13 protein-coding genes are annotated in these 16278 nt (G+C 61.9%); 7 read left to right on the top strand and 6 right to left on the bottom strand.

What is annotated here, in order from left to right; genetic code table 11:
* Positions 1-6: 6 nt before the first annotated feature.
* From HAP48_RS17935 to HAP48_RS17910, 6 genes are all read right to left on the bottom strand, one after another.
* A complete protein-coding gene (locus HAP48_RS17935; RefSeq protein ID WP_166211951.1) occupies positions 7-405 on the bottom strand; it encodes a nuclear transport factor 2 family protein in 399 nt (132 codons plus the stop codon).
* Positions 406-887: 482 nt separating this feature from the next.
* Positions 888-1679 (bottom strand): CarD family transcriptional regulator, encoded by a 792-nt coding sequence (locus HAP48_RS17930; RefSeq protein ID WP_166211954.1) that lies wholly within the window; start codon positions 1677-1679, stop codon positions 888-890.
* Positions 1680-2101: 422 nt separating this feature from the next.
* On the bottom strand, positions 2102-2440 hold the full coding sequence (gene fdxA, locus HAP48_RS17925) for a ferredoxin FdxA (RefSeq protein ID WP_029079620.1): 339 nt from the start codon (positions 2438-2440) through the stop codon (positions 2102-2104).
* Positions 2441-2524: 84 nt separating this feature from the next.
* Complete coding sequence (locus HAP48_RS17920; RefSeq protein WP_029079619.1) at positions 2525-2794, bottom strand: RNA-binding S4 domain-containing protein; 270 nt, start codon at positions 2792-2794, stop codon at positions 2525-2527.
* A 20-nt stretch (positions 2795-2814) separates the two neighbouring features.
* Complete coding sequence (locus tag HAP48_RS17915; RefSeq protein WP_166211957.1) at positions 2815-6432, bottom strand: helicase-related protein; 3618 nt, start codon at positions 6430-6432, stop codon at positions 2815-2817.
* A 654-nt stretch (positions 6433-7086) separates the two neighbouring features.
* Positions 7087-7917: a DUF3108 domain-containing protein gene (locus HAP48_RS17910; RefSeq protein WP_175612419.1), complete on the bottom strand. Its 831-nt coding sequence runs from the start codon at positions 7915-7917 to the stop codon at positions 7087-7089.
* A gap of 367 nt (positions 7918-8284) precedes the next feature.
* On the opposite strand from HAP48_RS17910, the gene rpmB reads away from it, so the two are divergent.
* The 7 genes from rpmB to HAP48_RS17875 all read left to right on the top strand — a co-directional run bounded on the left by rpmB (position 8285) and on the right by HAP48_RS17875 (position 16267).
* Complete coding sequence (rpmB, locus tag HAP48_RS17905; protein WP_092120029.1) at positions 8285-8593, top strand: 50S ribosomal protein L28; 309 nt, start codon at positions 8285-8287, stop codon at positions 8591-8593.
* Positions 8594-8757: 164 nt separating this feature from the next.
* Positions 8758-9714 carry an AAA family ATPase gene (locus HAP48_RS17900; protein WP_166211960.1) on the top strand — a complete coding sequence of 319 codons (957 nt, stop codon included), beginning with the start codon at positions 8758-8760 and terminating at the stop codon, positions 9712-9714.
* Positions 9715-9731: 17 nt separating this feature from the next.
* Complete coding sequence (locus tag HAP48_RS17895; protein ID WP_166211963.1) at positions 9732-11882, top strand: S8 family peptidase; 2151 nt, start codon at positions 9732-9734, stop codon at positions 11880-11882.
* 47 nt (positions 11883-11929) lie between these two features.
* Complete coding sequence (tnpA, locus tag HAP48_RS17890; RefSeq protein WP_028182054.1) at positions 11930-12328, top strand: IS66-like element accessory protein TnpA; 399 nt, start codon at positions 11930-11932, stop codon at positions 12326-12328.
* Positions 12325-12672 carry an IS66 family insertion sequence element accessory protein TnpB gene (gene tnpB, locus HAP48_RS17885; RefSeq protein ID WP_028182053.1) on the top strand — a complete coding sequence of 116 codons (348 nt, stop codon included), beginning with the start codon at positions 12325-12327 and terminating at the stop codon, positions 12670-12672. The genes tnpA and tnpB overlap by 4 nt, the downstream gene beginning before the upstream one ends.
* Positions 12673-12717: 45 nt before the next feature.
* Positions 12718-14382 (top strand): IS66 family transposase, encoded by a 1665-nt coding sequence (tnpC, locus tag HAP48_RS17880; protein ID WP_166204034.1) that lies wholly within the window; start codon positions 12718-12720, stop codon positions 14380-14382.
* Between the two features lie 1660 nt (positions 14383-16042).
* On the top strand, positions 16043-16267 hold the full coding sequence (locus tag HAP48_RS17875; protein ID WP_166211969.1) for a hypothetical protein: 225 nt from the start codon (positions 16043-16045) through the stop codon (positions 16265-16267).
* The last annotated feature ends 11 nt before the right edge of the window (positions 16268-16278 follow it).

Below are 16278 nucleotides of genomic sequence, written 5' to 3'. Positions count from 1 at the left end.
GCTCCGTCACGACATCGCGGCAACATCCGCCGCAGTGTCGATGTACTCCTGAAAACGGACCGCCTTTCCGTCGCGGTACTTGAAAACGTGGGCCCATTCGTTCGTTACGGTCTTGCCTGTTTTCTTTGCCCGCGCCGTGAGTGTACCCAAGACCACGACAGTGTCGCCCTGCTCGATCATCTCACGCGGAGCAAACTCGCTGAATTCCAGATTCTCGCCGACCTGGACGAAGAAGTTTGCAATCTGCTGCTTTCCCCTAAAGGTCCCAGCCCAAGGCAATTTGTCCTGGGGACCCGGGGTTATCCACGTGCAGTCATCATCGATCAGATCCCTGATGAGCGCTGGAATGTCACCTCGTTGAAAGGCTTCATAGCCCTTCCTGGTTGCCTCAACATTGGATGCCATCGGATTTCTCCTCGCTGCAAAATTGATCGGTCATCGTAACGTCGATCCAATAACGGCAGGGCGGCCAGCATAGCATGCCGGGCACCGATTGCCGTCGTCATCCGTGAAACAACTCAAGACGATTCTGGTCAGGATCGTTTACGTGGCTTTCGAGCCGTTCGGCATCCGGAGGTTTCGCGCGCCTCACCTCGATCGGGGGCTGAAATGGAACGCATCCACCGGATCCTGATCGAGACCGATTGCAGCACTCCGACATCGCCGCTTCGGCATGCACCGCCGTACGCTCGCGCGCAAGCTCGAGAAGCAGCGGTGAAGTATCTGCGGATCGACCGGCCCCGGATTTCGCTTCGCTTCATCCGGACTACGAATAGAGAGCCGCGTGGACGCAGCGTTGCCATTTCGGTGGCGTTGCAACGCGCGCCGCGCAAACAAAAAGCCCGGTCTTCCGACCGGGCTTTTCATCTGAAACCTTGCAGCGCCGCTTAGGCGGCTTCGTCGGCGACGCTGGTATCGTCGCCATCGCTGTCGAGATCCTCACCGTCGGCATCGCCCTCGCCTTCACCCTCGGCTTCCGCCTTGGCGCCGCGGCGCGGGCTCTTGGCGAGCTGGCCTTCGATCTCCTTGATCGCCTCGGTCTCGGTCGAGTGCTGCACGACCGCGATCTCGCGCGACAGACGGTCGAGCGCCGCTTCGTAGAGCTGGCGTTCGCTGTACGACTGCTCAGGCTGCGATTCCGAACGATAGAGATCGCGGACCACCTCGGCGATCGCAACGATGTCGCCCGAGTTGATCTTCGCTTCGTATTCCTGGGCGCGGCGCGACCACATGGTGCGCTTGACGCGGGCGCGGCCCTTCAGCGTCTCCAGTGCCTTCTTGACCAGCGCCGGCTCCGACAGCTTGCGCATGCCGACATTGGCGACCTTCGCGGTCGGAACGCGCAGCGTCATCTTGTCCTTCATGAAATTGATCACGAACAGCTCAAGCTTGGCGCCCGCGATCTCCTGCTCCTCGATCGCCAGGATCTGGCCGACGCCGTGAGCGGGATAGACCACGAATTCATTGGCCTTGAAGCCCTGACGCTGGGTCACGACCTTCTTCTCTGCCGGGGGCGGCGCAGCGGCCGGCTTGGCGGCAACCTTCGGAGCAGCGGCGGGGACGGCAGCCTTCGGGGCAGCCGGCTTCGGCGCGGCAGCAGCAGTCTTGGGGGCGACCTTCGCAGCAGCGGGCTTCGCAGCTGCCGCTTTCGCGGCAGTCTTGGCAGTCTTTTCTGGCATCACGCTTCTTTTGTTCTTTGAGGACTTTGCAGCCGCCGCCTTCTTGGCCCCCTTCACGGGCGCCTTGGCACGGCCCTTGGTTGCGCTGCGGGCAACGACAGCGGCTTTTTTCGTCGTCTTTGAAGCACTCTTTTTACGCGTTTTCTGTGACACAGCCTGCGCGCGGAAACTGCCACGCCCCTGTTCGATGTTTGCGGGAACCTCGAAGCCACAAGGTACGCATGGCAGGGGGTTCTTGGCCTGTAATGTGCCCAATATAGCACATTTTCCGCAAAAATCAATGGTTTACGCCCGATTCCGGGCATAACAGGGGACCCTCGGGTCATATGTCCGTCATTAGGGTTAAATCGGCGGCCCGGACGGAGGGCCGCGGCGGCCCAAGCCCGCCCTTATCGGGGTAGTCCCGAGGGTGACAGGCGAACTCAGTCGCCGCTGCCCGGATTCGCAGAAAAATATTTCTCGAACTTGCCTTCCTTGCCTTCCCACTCCTTGGCGTCCTCGGGCGAGTCCTTCTTCTGGGTGATGTTCGGCCAGCTCTTGGCGTAGTCGCGGTTGACCTCGAGCCACTTTTCCAGGCCCGGCTCGGTGTCCGGTTTGATGGCGTCAGCCGGGCATTCCGGCTCGCACACGCCGCAATCGATGCATTCGTCCGGGTGGATGACCAGCATGTTCTCGCCCTCGTAGAAGCAATCGACGGGGCAGACCTCGACGCAGTCGGTATATTTGCACTTGATGCAGGCTTCAGTGACGACGTAGGTCATCCAAAACTCCGAAACGATCCACTTTTTCCGGGGTTGCGTAGCGCAGGAATACCGGAGCCGCAAGGAATTGCTGGCCCTAAATAGCTATTCCTTGCCTCCTTGCAAATCCTCGCAAAGCAGGCGCGCGGACGCGGCGTCGCCGCGCCGCTCGGCAAAGCCGATCACTTTCAGCACACGGACGCTGTTGTCGAGCGCGACGGTGACGACGTCACCTAGCTTCACGGCATGGCCCGGCGATTTCTCGCGCGTGCCGTTGATGCGGACATGCCCTGAGGCGACGAGTTCAGCCGCGCTGGTGCGGGCCTTCACCACCCGCGCGTGCCACAGCCATTTGTCGAGGCGCTGTCGATCCAAGAATTAGACCAAAGGTTGGACTATTCCTTCCGGCCGGCGAGCTGCTCCTTCAGTGCAGCCAGCTTGGCGAAGGGCGAGTTCGGATCGATCGGCCGGTCGCGCTCGCGCGGCGTGCTCGCGCTCGAGGCATAGGGCCGATGCGACGGGCCGCCCTCGCGCTTGTCGCGCCCGCCCTTGTCGCGGCCGAAATCGCGGCCGCCGCGATCACGATCGCCGCCCTTGCGGCCGCCGCCGAATTTCTCGCCGCGCCGCTCATTGTCGCGATCGCGGCCCTTCCCCTCGAAGCCCTTGCCCTCGAACCGCTCGCGGCGCTGGCCCTTGTCGTCACGATTGCCCTGGCGATTATCTTGGCGGTTGTCGCGGGCCTGCGCGCCATCGGCCGGCGCGGCGGAGGCTGCCGCAGCGCCGTCAGCGGGTGCTGCGCCCGGACGCGGCGCGCGGAAATCGTGATGACGGCGCGGACGGCGATGCTGCTCGCGCTTCTCGCCTCCCCCCTCGCCGCCTTCGGCGGCCTGGGCGCCTTCGGCGGGCTTGTTCTGATGACGGCCGCGGTTGCGATCGTGACCGCGATGATGCGGCCGGCGTTCTCCATCGGAGCGGCCGCCGGGACGCCAGACCTCGACCAGTTGCGGTTCGGCCGGCGTCTCTGCGGCTGCGGGAGCAGCCTCGGCGGGTGCAGCCTCAGCGCTCGCAGTCTCCGCGGGCGCCTCAGTGGCAGCCTCAGGCGTCCCCGCAGCGGCTTCCACGGCGGGCGCGGGCTCGGCTGCGGCTTCAGCGGCGGGCGCTTCAGGAGCGGGTTCTTCGGCGGCGGCGGGCGCGTCGACGGGAGCGACGCGCTCCGCTGCGGCATCCTGGTGGGTCTCGATGACCACAGGCGTCGCCTCGCTGGCAACCACCTCGGCAAAGCCGACATCGGGCAGCAGCGCAGCCGACGGTGCGGGATCGCCGGACACCGGCTGATCGACAGCAGCTTCGGCCTCAGGCGCTTCGGCCTCGGGCGCAGCGGTAGCCTCCACTGCATCGGCCGTGACCTCTGCGGCGGCGTCGGCCGGCGCATCAGCGGCGGCATCGACCGGCACATCCGCGGCAGCGTCAGCACCAGCCTCGACCGGCGGCGTCTCGGCAGCGGCCGTCTCGGTGGTCTCGACCGGTGCCACCTCAACCGCCTTCGGCGGCAGCGGCGGACGACGGTCCATGCGATAGCCGAGCGCGCGCAGGATCGAGGCAAAGTCCTCGCCAGCCGAGCCGGTCAGCGAGGTCATCGCCTGCGTCACGACAAAGCCGCGGCCGTCGAAGGCGCCTGTGGGCTTTTCGCCCGGCGAGGTCTCGCGCCAGGCCAGCGCCGGACGGATCAGATCGGCAAGCCGCTCGAGGATGTCGACGCGCACCGCGCGTTCGCCGCACTGGCGATAGCCGAGCACGCGATAGGCATCGCGAGCGAGCTGCTTGTCGACCGGGAACGAGGTGCGGCCGCTCGACGCCAGATGCTGCACGTTCGACAGCGCGCTCATGTCGACATTGTTCTGCTTCTCGGCCCACAGCAGCGAAGCCAGCGAGCGCGCCGCGGGCTTCAAGAGCTGCGGGAAATAGATGTGGTAGGCGCCGAACCGCACGCCGTATTTGCGCAGCGCGGCACGCGAGGGCTGATCGAGATCCTTCATCTCGGCCGCGATCTTGCTGCGCTCGAGCACGCCGAGCGCCTCGACCAGTTGGAACGCGATGCCGCGGGCGATGCCCTGGATATCCTCGGCCTTGGAGAGTTCGAACAGCGGCCCGAGCAGTTTTTCGATATGCGTTTTGAGCCAGAGGTCGAGCCTGGTCTGCACCGCTTCGCGCGAGGCGCCGGTCAGCCGCTCGTCGGAAATGATGCGTAGCCGCGGATGCAGCGCGTCCTCGGCGGCCACGAGCTTCGCCACCGCATCGCCGGTCCAGCGAATGGTGCCGTCGGAGGTCAGCACGAACTGCTCGTCGGGCGCGGCGCCCAGTTTCTCGGCGCGCGCGTCGATCTCGCGCGCCAGCACCTGCTGGGCGGCGGCTTGCAGCGCCTTGGCGTCGCTGCCGGCCTCGGCCGCATCAGGTGCAAAGGTGAAACCATCGAGCCGGCCGATCACATGGCCTTCCACGATCACTTCACCGGTCTTGCCAATTTCCGTATTCAAAACTGAGTTCTCCCGCAGGCGGCGCATCAATACACTGGTCCGCCTGTCAACGAAACGCTCCGTGAGCCGTTCATGCAGCGCATCGGATAATTTATTTTCGAGATCGCGCGTGATCCCCTGCCAGTGCTCCGGGTCATACAGCCAGTCAGGCCGGTTGGCCACAAAGGTCCAGGTCCGGATCTGCGCGATCCGGCCCGATAGCGTGTCGATATCGCCGTCGGTCCGGTTGGCCTGGTCGACCTGGGCGCCAAACCATGCGTCAGGGATACGACCCTTTTGCATCAGGAAGCCATACAGGGTGGTCACGAGTTCGGCATGGGCGGCCGGCGATAGCTTCCGATAGTCCGGAACCTGGCAGGCCTCCCATAGCCGCTCCACCGCCTTAGCCCCATGCGCGAATTCGCGCACCTCGGCGTCGCGCGCGACATGGTCGAGCACGCGCTGGTCCTCGGCGATCGGGGCCCGCGTCAGTGCCTCATGATTGGGCGCCATCGCCAGCGACACCTGCAACGCGCCGAGCGAGGCGAAATCGAGCTTCGCGTTGCGCCATTGCAACATCTTGACGCTGTCGAAGGTGTGGTTCTGCAGCGCGTTGACGAGCTCCGGCTCGAACGGCGCGCAGCGTCCCGTCGTACCAAAGGTGCCGTTGCGCGTGGCGCGCCCGGCGCGGCCTGCGATCTGGGCGAATTCGGCCGGCGTCAGCCGGCGGAACTGATAGCCGTCATATTTGCGGTCGGAGGCGAAGGCGACGTGATCGACGTCGAGATTGAGCCCCATGCCGACCGCGTCGGTGGCGACGAGATAATCGACGTCGCCGTTCTGGAACATCTCGACCTGCGCATTGCGCGTGCGTGGGCTGAGCGAGCCCAGCACCACAGCCGCGCCGCCATGCTGGCGGCGGATCAGTTCGGCGATTGCGTAGACTTCGTCGGCGGAGAACGCGACGATCGCGGTCCGCCGCGGCTGCCGCGTGATCTTGCGGTCGCCGGCGAATTCGAGCTGCGACAGCCTTGGTCTTGTGATGATCGAAGCACCCGGCAACAGCCGCTCGATGATCGGGCGCATCGTCGCGGCGCCAAGCAGCAGCGTCTCGTCGCGGCCGCGGCGGTTGAGCATGCGATCAGTGAAGACGTGGCCGCGCTCCAGATCGGCCGCGATCTGGATCTCGTCGACCGCAAGGAACGACACATCGAGATCGCGCGGCATCGCTTCCACGGTCGAGACCCAGAACCGCGGCGCCTTCGGCTTGATCTTCTCCTCGCCGGTGATCAGCGCGACGTTGTCGACGCCGGCGCGATCCGCGATCTTGTTGTAGACCTCGCGCGCGAGCAGCCGCAGCGGCAGCCCGATCAAGCCAGAGGAATGCGCAAGCATGCGCTCGATCGCCAGATGCGTCTTGCCGGTGTTGGTCGGGCCAAGCACCGCGGTGACGCCTGCACCGGGCACGCGATCATTTCCGAACGAAGTTGAGAAAGCCATATTTTGCAGGTGTTTCTTGAATTGTTGGCACGATCTCCGTTCCGTCATCCTGAGGAGCGCGTCAGCGCGTCTCGAAGGATGCACGGCCGAGATTGATCCGTTTGCGGCGGTCTTGATGAGACAGCGGGGCCGTCGCCCTTCGAGACGGCCGCTCCGCGGCCTCCTCAGGGTGACGGTGAGGGATTGACGCTTTCGTCTTCACTCCTTCACGCGTCCTTTCGCAAAATCTGTCTCACAATGCGACGCTTTCTGCGCCCGGCTTAAGCTTCGGAACGAGTCTAGAACGAATCGCGCCCGAATCGGTGACTCCATTCCAGGCCTGAAACGTTCACCGCAACATCTCGGGTGGACCTGATGGCGGCGGCACTAGATCAAGTTTGAGAGGGCTCCACAAGCACAGGATATGCGGACTGAATTCCTTAAATTCCAGAGGGCCTGAGTCGAATCAGAAGCAGGCAAGAGTCAACTGGATTCCGGTGACGTCTGTTGCATTCCCTGGACCGCGGTCACCTCTCCCTGACCCGTCATCCTGAGGAGCGCGAAGCGCGTCTCGAAGGATGCACGGCCCGGCCGGTGGCCGTCGATCCTTCGAGACGCGCGCAAAAGCGCGCTCCTCAGGATGACGGTCGGGCAGCGTGGCCGCGATCAGATCCCCTACTGCGTCTTCGCCACGCGCGGCGGCGCGGCTGTGGTGACGAACGTGGTGGCTTCCAGCATGGCCTGGCCGAGCGGGGTCGGGATCGTCATGCGGAACGGCACCAGCAGGCGGGTGCCCGCGATCGGCACGAAGGCGATCTCGATGTTGCGCTGGGCGGCGAGGTATTTGATGACGGGGCGATCCGGGATGTAGCCCGAGACCGGCACGAAATAGAGCGCGCAGACCAGCGCCGGGCCGTGATAGCCGCGCTCGGCCTTGACGATCTCGACCCGTTTGAAATCGAGCTTGAGGTCGTAGCGCATGCGGCCGTCGAACACGCCGGCGCCGGTGCGGCAGACATCCGGGCTCATCAGTTCGGCATTGCCGGGCGCGCGCAGGAACGAGCCGGTCATCGGATCGAACACGCCCTTCTTCTGCGCATCCGACACAGGCAGGCGGTCGGCATCGACAGGCGGCTCCGGCTCGATGGTGGATTCCTTGATGGCGCCGTTGGCGAGCACCATCCGGATCGTCTCCGATTTCTTCGAGGTCTTGGTGGTCGCGGTGTAGGAGGCACCGACCAGCGATCCATTGACGACGCGGCCCTGCGAGGCGCCCGAGCCGCTGCCGCCGGAAAATGCCTTCAAGAGCCCCGCGGTGCCGCCCTGGGCGGTGGCTGAGAAAGAGTCGTCGCCGATTTCGATGGTCCAGCTGCCCTTGCCGACCGGGATACCGGCCAGGGTCGCCTCATACTGGGCGTCGACACGCCCCTGCGCGCTGGCGCGCTCGGCGCAAAACAGCAGGAGGGCACCAGCGCACAGGCCGATGAGCCGGCCGAGCGGGGGCAAAAGGGCAATCGTGGTGGTCACTTACGTACCTGACGGTCCTGCTATCGGCGCTCGGTTCGTTGTCCAATTTCGCCAAGTCACATCGGGATGTCACATCGGCCGGACAACACGCGCATCTCTTATGGAACCAAGACTTGCAGCCGAATACGCCCTTTATATGGTTGCTATATCCGGCGTTAAGTGGCTGGAACGGCTTATGAACCGCCGTTTCCCGGTACCGCCATGCGGCGATATAATCTTGACGCTTGGGCGATCTGCCCCTATACACCCGCGGTTCCTGGAAAATGGACGCGAATTCAAAACCCCTGCGCGGGCCGCGTGATCGCACGTGCCGCCAGTGGCGGGGATGCAATAAGGATTTTGTAAGATGTCCCGGCGCTGCGAACTGACGGCCAAGGGCCCCCAGACGGGCCACAAGGTGAGCCACTCCAACATCAAGACCAAGCGGCGCTTCCTGCCGAACCTGGCCAACGTGACCTTCATCTCGGATGCGCTCGGCCGCAACGTGCGCCTGCGCGTCTCGACCAATGCGCTCAAGAGCGTCGACCACAATGGCGGCCTCGATGCCTATCTGATCAAGGCCAAGGCCGAGGTGCTGTCGCCCCGCGCGCTCGACCTCAAGCGTGCGATCGAGAAGAAGGTCGGCAAGCCGGTGTTCGTGAAGAAGGCGAGCTGAGCTAGCGTAGACTCTCTTTTTCGCCTCGAATTAACGGCCGGATCTCGTGATCTGGCCGTTTTGTTTTGGGGGTGACGTTGGGCGTCTCCTTGCCAAGGGCGAGGCTCAAGCGCACTCTACATGATGAGGCAACGGCGGGCCTCGTGCACTAGCGGCTGGTACGCATGAACACTAAGCTTCGCGGATTCTCATTTGCGACCCGCTCATCGGATGACGAAAGTCCCGCAATTCAAGCGCTCGGTAGCGAGCCCGCAGGGCCGGCCCTGAAAGGAAAGGGTCTTCGAAGACCCCATACGGCGCAGCCTCGGTTGCCCGCCTTAGCTAGAAGTCAACTGACAGCATCGGGTTTGCTTGAGCTTATTGAGCCGCAGCGCGGGCCAAGCGACCTCATCGTTAGCACCGACAATTACCAAGCGCTGGCTGAGATCGTTACCGAAGTTCGCCGCGGCGAGGAACTGCGGCGGCACGGCCTTTCGCCACGATCCAAGCTGCTATTTTGCGGCCCGCCAGGTTGCGGAAAAACACTCTGCGCCGAAGTGCTAGCACGTGAGCTTAAGCTACCTCTGTTGGTAGCGCGGCTCGACGAGGTAATCACGACCTATCTCGGAGCGACTGCGAGCAATTTAAGAAAGGCGTTCGACGCAGCTGTTCAACTGCCTACAGTATTGTTTCTGGACGAATTCGATGCTCTCGCTCGCGCGCGAACCGATACAGCGGAGCATAACGAAATACGACGTGTCGTTAACAGCTTGCTCATGCTGATCGATCGCTTCGCTGGAAAAGGCCTGCTTATCGCCGCCACGAACCTTGAGGGCTCAATAGATCGAGCCGCGTGGCGGCGGTTTGACGAAGTAATGTTCTTCGATCAGCCAACGCTCAGCCAAGTTAAAGCGACGCTGAAGCTAAAGACGCGCAATTTTCCAGTCCAATTCGATGTTTCCAGCTACGCTGAGCGGTTTGAAGGCATGTCCTTTGCCGAGATTGAGCGCGTCTGCCTCAGCGCAATACGAGCTTCCGTCCTTGCAAGGAGTTCGGCAGTCACAGCCAAGGTATTTGAGGGCGCGATCCGATCTGAAAGGCGGCGCATCTCGATCAAGGAAAAAATTAGACAAAATACCTAAGGTTGGTTGGGGCAGCGATGGCGACATATGACCACTTGCCGCTTCGGCGGCTTGAGGGGACTCTCGAACGACGAACACACGGTTTCGGCAGCCCACCTCCTCGTGAAGCTAAAGCGCACGGCGCCCGCATCCAAACTGAGATTGAAGAAGTCGTTGCTTCTTACAACGAACTGCCAGCCGTCGAGGGAGTCGATCCATCATTAATCCTCAAGATATCGGTGGCCGGAAATGTTGACGAGGACGAATGGCGTAAACTCGGTCTAACTGTTCTATCGGTTGATGGTGACAGGTCGGTAGTCCTCTTTGCCGACGATAAGTCACTGCAGGATTTCCGAAACAAGGTGGAAGCTTATCAAGGCGAGATTCCCGACGGACGAAAGTCTCCCCAATACGCGGGTCTCGTCTCCGCAATAGAATCCGTCAGTTTGCTATCGGCATCAGATCGCATTGGCCGCGGCCTCAATCTTGAAGGCATCACCGCACCTGAAGATTTCGTTGAGACCGATGCCTACCTGCTCGATTTTGAGCTCTATTACCCACCTGACAAGGATGACATTGAGTTATTTCTCTATCGGCTGCGGCAAGCCATAGCGCCTGCTGGAACGGTACTGAGCACCTACTCTGGATTTCAGATGTTGATTGCTCGTGTCGAGTGCACCGGTGCGGCAGTCCGTGTCGCCCTGAACCTTCCCGAGGTAGCGGTTGCCGATATTCCTCCTCAACCCGACATACAACCAGAGGACTTCACCGAAATAGACGTAGGGGATTTGCCTGCAGGCATGCCACCGCTCGACGATGCTGTGGTCCTTGGCATAATCGATAGTGGCGTAAATTTTGGTCACCCCCTGCTTGCAACCACTGAGGCTGGTGCAATTGCAATGGACCCTACGTGGAGTGCTTCGGACACCGCGGGACATGGAACGTCAGTAGCATCGATCGCGGCGTTCGGTGACATCAGCGCTCGTGTTTCTGCTAAGAATTTTGATGCGCAGTTTCGAATTGCTAGCGCAAGGGTTGTCGACGACAGGGGTTACTTTCCGAAAAACCAGCCGGTCCCCGACTTGATGGAAACGGCGATTAGGCAATTATCCCGCGACTATGCCTGTCGGATATTCAACGTATCGCTTGGAAATCCAAAGAAGCCCTACCGAGGAGCAAAGCCAGAGGCTTGGGCAGCAACTCTCGACGCACTAGCGCGAGAACTCGACATCTTGATCATCGTTTCTGCGGGCAATCGAGACGATCTCACGAATTCCTATCGAGACGGCATAGTATCAGCTTATCCCCAATACTTACTGTCCGATGCGTCGAGGATCATTGATCCCGCGACCGCTGCTATCGCTCTTACCGTCGGATCAGTCGCTCACGGCAACGGACTTGAAGACGCGGACGAAGAGCTTGCTGGCATACGTCCAATATGCGGATTCGAGGAGCCATCGCCGTTCACAAGGTCCGGACCAGGAGTCCGGGGAATGATCAAGCCAGATTTGGTTGACTTCGGAGGAAACGCCGTTTGGGACGGCCCCACGGGTGGGCTTGTTAATGGTAATCAAAAGGAAGCCGCCGGCATTTGGGCAATGCATCACAAGCCCATCGAGAAACTCTTCAGATCGAGGTCTGGTACCTCGTTTGCAGCACCCAACGTTGCGTACAAAGCGGCTCTTCTGCTTTCCCAGATTCCAGACGCATCAGCCAACCTGCTACGCTCGCTTCTTGCACTGTCAGCAAATATCCCGAAGGCAGTTACTCTGCGCGCACGTGGCCTGAATGAGAAAACGGCCCCGATGGTTTGCGGATACGGAATCCCGAACGCGGAGTACGCCGTAAGCTCTGACGATGGTCGAGTTATCTTGCTCGCCGAAGATGAACTGTTGCTCGACCATTTCGCAGTCTTCGAGGTACCTATTCCAACTGAGTTTCAGAACACCAAGGGAACTCGTGAGATCAGGGTATCGCTCGCTTTTGATCCGCCTGCGCGCCATACACGAGCTGATTACCTTGGAGTTACGATGGGGTGGCGTCTCGTAAGAGGAACAGATGAAGCTGCTGTCTTTGATCGGTACCGGAAATGGACGAAGGAGGAGGGAAAGCCTCCAGAATTCCCGCAACGCCTAGTCTGCCCGACGGACGTTGGATCGTATCCCTCCGCTAAGGGCCGCCTTGTTTGATGGGCGCGAGCGCTGCAGGTCCTAGGGGTAATCCTAGGAGAAGCGCTATGACGATTTCGAGGGCGGAGGTGATCACAACGGTCGAGCGGCGGCGCCGGTGGTCGCAGGATGAGAAGGAACGGCTCGTCGCAGCGTCGCTCGAGCCCGGCGCCAATGTTTCCGAGGTGGCTCGCGTGGCCGGGCTTCATGTGAGCCAGCTGTTCAGGTGGCGTAAGGAGCTTTGCAGGCACGGCGAAGCGAGCATAGCGCCGTTTGTTCCGGTCGAGATTGGGCCGTCTGCGCTACCGCGGGAGGTGGCCGAAGCGCCGTTGACGCCAACGGCGCGTCGACGCAAGAGCCAGGGCATCATCGAGATTGATCTTGGTAGCGGGCACCGCATCCGGGTCGATGGCGACGTTGATGGAGATGCGCTACGTCGCGTTCTCGATGCTTTGGTCCGCCGATGATCCCGGTTCCGACGGGCGCGCGAGTGTGGCTCGCGACAGGCTACACGGACATGCGCCGAGGCTTTCCGTCGTTGGCGCTCCAAGTGCAGGAGGTGCTGCACAAAGACCCGCTCAGCGGTCATTTGTTTGTCTTCCGCGGTCGCCGCAGCGATCTTGTGAAGCTGATCTGGCACGACGGCCAAGGAGCATGCCTTTTTACCAAAAGACTCGAGCGAGGAAGGTTCATCTGGCCATCGGTTGGCGGTGAAACGGTAACGATCTCGCCGGCGCAGTTGAGTTATCTGTTGTCCGGAATCGATTGGCGCACCCCGCAAGAAACCCAGCGTCCGACGCGGGTCGGATAACCGTTTTGGGTTTGAATCTGCTGCTCGATCTGATTCAATGGCTTCATGAGCTCGAAGCCAGACGATCTTCCTGCGGATCTTGCGAGCGCCTACATGGCGCTGCTGGCCGAGCGCAAGGCGTTGCAAGTTGAGCGCGATATCGCAGTCGCGGATGCCGCCAGCGCGCGGGCGGAGCTGTCGGACAACGAAGCGTTGATCGCACATCTCGAACTGCGGATCGAGAAGCTCAAACGCGAACTGTACGGGCCGCGGTCCGAGCGCACGGCGCGGCTGATCGAGCAATTGGAATTGGAGCTCGAAGAACTCATCACCATGGCGAGTGAGGATGAGCTCGCCGCGCGTGCCGCGGCTGCAAAGGTACAGAACGTTCGGGCCTTCACGCGCAAGCGGCCGGTGCGCAAGCCTTGGCCGGACGACATCGAACGCGAGCGGGTCGTCATTGAGGCGCCAACGAGCTGCGCCTGCTGCGGCGGATCGCGCCTGGCGAAGCTGGGCGAGGATGTGACCGAGACGTTGGAGGAGATCCCGCGCCGGTTCAAGCTGATCGAGACGGTGCGGGAAAAGTTCACCTGCCGCGATTGTGAGAAGATCAGCCAGCCGCCCGCGCCGTTCCATGCCACACCGCGTGGCTTCATCGGTCCGCAACTGCTGGCGACAATCCTGTTCGACAAGTTCGGCATGCATATCCCGCTCAACCGTCAGAGCGTGCGCTTTAAGGCCGAGAGGATCGATCTGCCGCTGTCGACGCTGGCCGACCAGGTCGGCCACGGAACCTTCGCCGTTATGCCGCTGTTCCAGCTGATCGAGCACCATGTGCTCGCGGCCGAGCGCCTACATGGCGACGACACCACCATCCGCATCCTGGCGAAGGGCAAGTGCACGACTGGGCGGATCTGGACGTATGTGCGGGATGACCAGCCGTTCGCCGGGCCTGCGCCGCCGGCGGCGGTCTATTACGCCTCGAGCGACCGACGGGGCGAACATCCCCAGAAGCATCTGGCCGCCTTCGCCGGTATCTTGCAGGCGGATTGCTATAGCGGCTTCGAGCCGTTGTTCGATCCGAAAAGAAAAGCGATGCCGATCACGCCCGCATTTTGCCTGGCCCATGCGCGGCGGGGATTCTTCGAGCTGGCCGACATCGAGAAAACGGCCAGGGAAGGCCGCAAGGGCAAACCGGTCTCCCCGATCGCGCTGGAGGCGGTCAGGCGTCTTGACGCTCTGTTCGAGATCGAGCGCGCCATCAACGACCGCAATGCCGACGAGCGGCGTGCCGTACGCCAGGAGAGAAGCAAGCCGCTTCTCGATGGCTTGCACGACTGGCTGCTCCGCGAGCGAGAAACCCTGTCGCGCTCCTCCGAGGTCCTGAAGCCCATGAACTACATGCTCAGGCGCTGGGACGACTTCTCCCGCTTCCTCGATGATGGCAGGATCTGCCTCAGCAATAATGCCGCTGAAAGAGCGTTGCGCGGCATCGCGTTGGGCAGGCGCAACTGGACCTTCGCCGGCAGCCTGCGCGGCGCCGACCGCGCTGCCATCATGCTGACGATGATCACGACCTGCCGCCTGAACAACGTCGATCCCAAAGCCTGGCTCGCCGACGTCCTCGCCCGGATCGCCGATCTTCCCACTTCGCGTCTGCGCGAACTGCTGCCCTGGGAATGGAAGCTCCTGCGGCAAGCCAACAACCCCACCGATCAGCAGGCCGCCTGACCTTCACCCAACGCTATCTTACAGATCGCCACGCCCACGCGCATGCGTCAATCAGGCGGCCTTCGTCGTATGCGTACGTTGGATCTGACCAGCGAGAGAGTGGAACGCTTCAGGTTGGGACTTATCGCGGGAAACAAGACATCACCAAATACGGCGATACGTACTATGTCGCGGTATGGTGCTCACGGCGATGGGCCCCCGCGACAATCGAGAAGCAACGCTATGCTCTGACTGTTCAACTCCGGCACGAAAATCTGACGACCCTCTACCAAACACTTTCTCAGCCGATCAAGCTACGAGCATAGTTGCGTTGGCGCACAGTGCGTCCTACTCGAAACGACAGCCCGGCGGTGCAGGAAACTTGATGTTGCCCGTCGGCCGAATGCAACAAGACGCGGTCTCGACGCGCAGCTAAAATCGGACCTCATCTGAGACTTGAACCCTTGCGCCAAAACTCGAATTTCTCTAGCATTTTCAACGCGACACACCCTGTCCAGTCCTCGCAAAGAAAATATTCCTCTTCCCCGACACCCCAACTCAGCATTACAAATCCCGCGTCCCGCCTCCTCTGAGAGGGGCGTATCGCGATCGTCACGGACGTTGGGTGCGGGATGCGGTGGACGCGGTGGGTGCGCTTGACGAGCGCGCCTATCTGCGGACGGTGAAAGCGTGTGGTCCTGACGCCCTAGCGGCCGGTGTCCCCTCGCGAAACGCGTAAGCGTTTCTGCGACGGCGGTGACAAGCAAGCCCAGTCTCGCCGGGGAGAGCACGTATAAGCCGTAACCCATCCGCGCGGGGAACGCCGGGATCGCCCGGCCGTACCTGTGGTCCTACCTCCCGAGCTTTTTGTTGCTCGGGACCCATGGGTGCGTGCTGGCACCCGGCGTTCCCCGCGCCCTCTGCTTAAGAAGCGAGGGTCACACTGCCGCAAAGCTCGGGCCGATCCGGCCGCGAGGCTGCGCGCGCTCACCCTCTCCTGCTGTCTGACAGGTGAATCGATCCGAGCAACGCGCATGCGTGGCAACGCGTGAGTGGATTTTTCTTTGTGTGATGACGCATGGAGTAAAATCATCCATCGCATCGCGTGAGGAGAGATGGATTGCGCTGCCTCGCCAAAGCTTCCGCCTTCCGCCTTCGCCAAGGCTACGGCGGACAAGTCGCCAAAGGCTTCGGCGGACAAGACGGCGCGACAAGCCTCACAGTGACGGCGTTGCCATGGCTGCGACACGTCCGCTGACAGCTGTTGCCAATGACAGCGGTGTCATCACGCGAATCCATTCTGACGCTTGGAGTGCGCGTGAAGAAAGCCTTAACGCGCCGACGTTAACCGACAAAGAAAGCCTATAAATCACGGCAAAAAGCGGCTTGTTGCGCCGAGGCCCTCGGCGAAGGCGGAACGTTAATCACAACATCACTGCGCATCATCACGAGCGCATGAGGCGCATGCAAAACGCCACGATCTCTTCCAGATGTTAGTGTGCAAACAAGCCGTCCGACACGATTGCGATTCGACGCGGCCACGCCGCGCGGCTTCGAAAACCGTGAAGGACATCACGGCCGGCACAACTGATCGTGAGGCATGTGCGCCGCACTCTTGGGAACAAGCCAGGCCGTAACTACATCACGTCCAAAGAACGACTTCAGTACAAGGAATTGATCAATGCAAGTTCGCGCAGTCGATACGCGCGGAAGACTGGTGCCTGCACTCGCAACCGCCGCCGTGGCGGTGCTGGCCACCGCCGCCCTCGTCGTCCTCGAATTCCACCCGCCCCGCAATGTGCTGAAGGGCGAGCCCGGCATGATCACCTCCGCCGCCGCCAGCCGCGCCGGCGCCACCGTGCTGCCGACCGATCCGATCACGACCGGCAGCGTGAGCTACCGTTAAGGGCGTCGCTA

The sequence above is a fragment of the Bradyrhizobium septentrionale genome, from assembly GCF_011516645.4.
GTDB lineage: Bacteria > Pseudomonadota > Alphaproteobacteria > Rhizobiales > Xanthobacteraceae > Bradyrhizobium > Bradyrhizobium septentrionale.
Note: the sequence above shows the minus strand (reverse complement) of the source record. Positions and strands in the feature narration are given on the sequence as shown.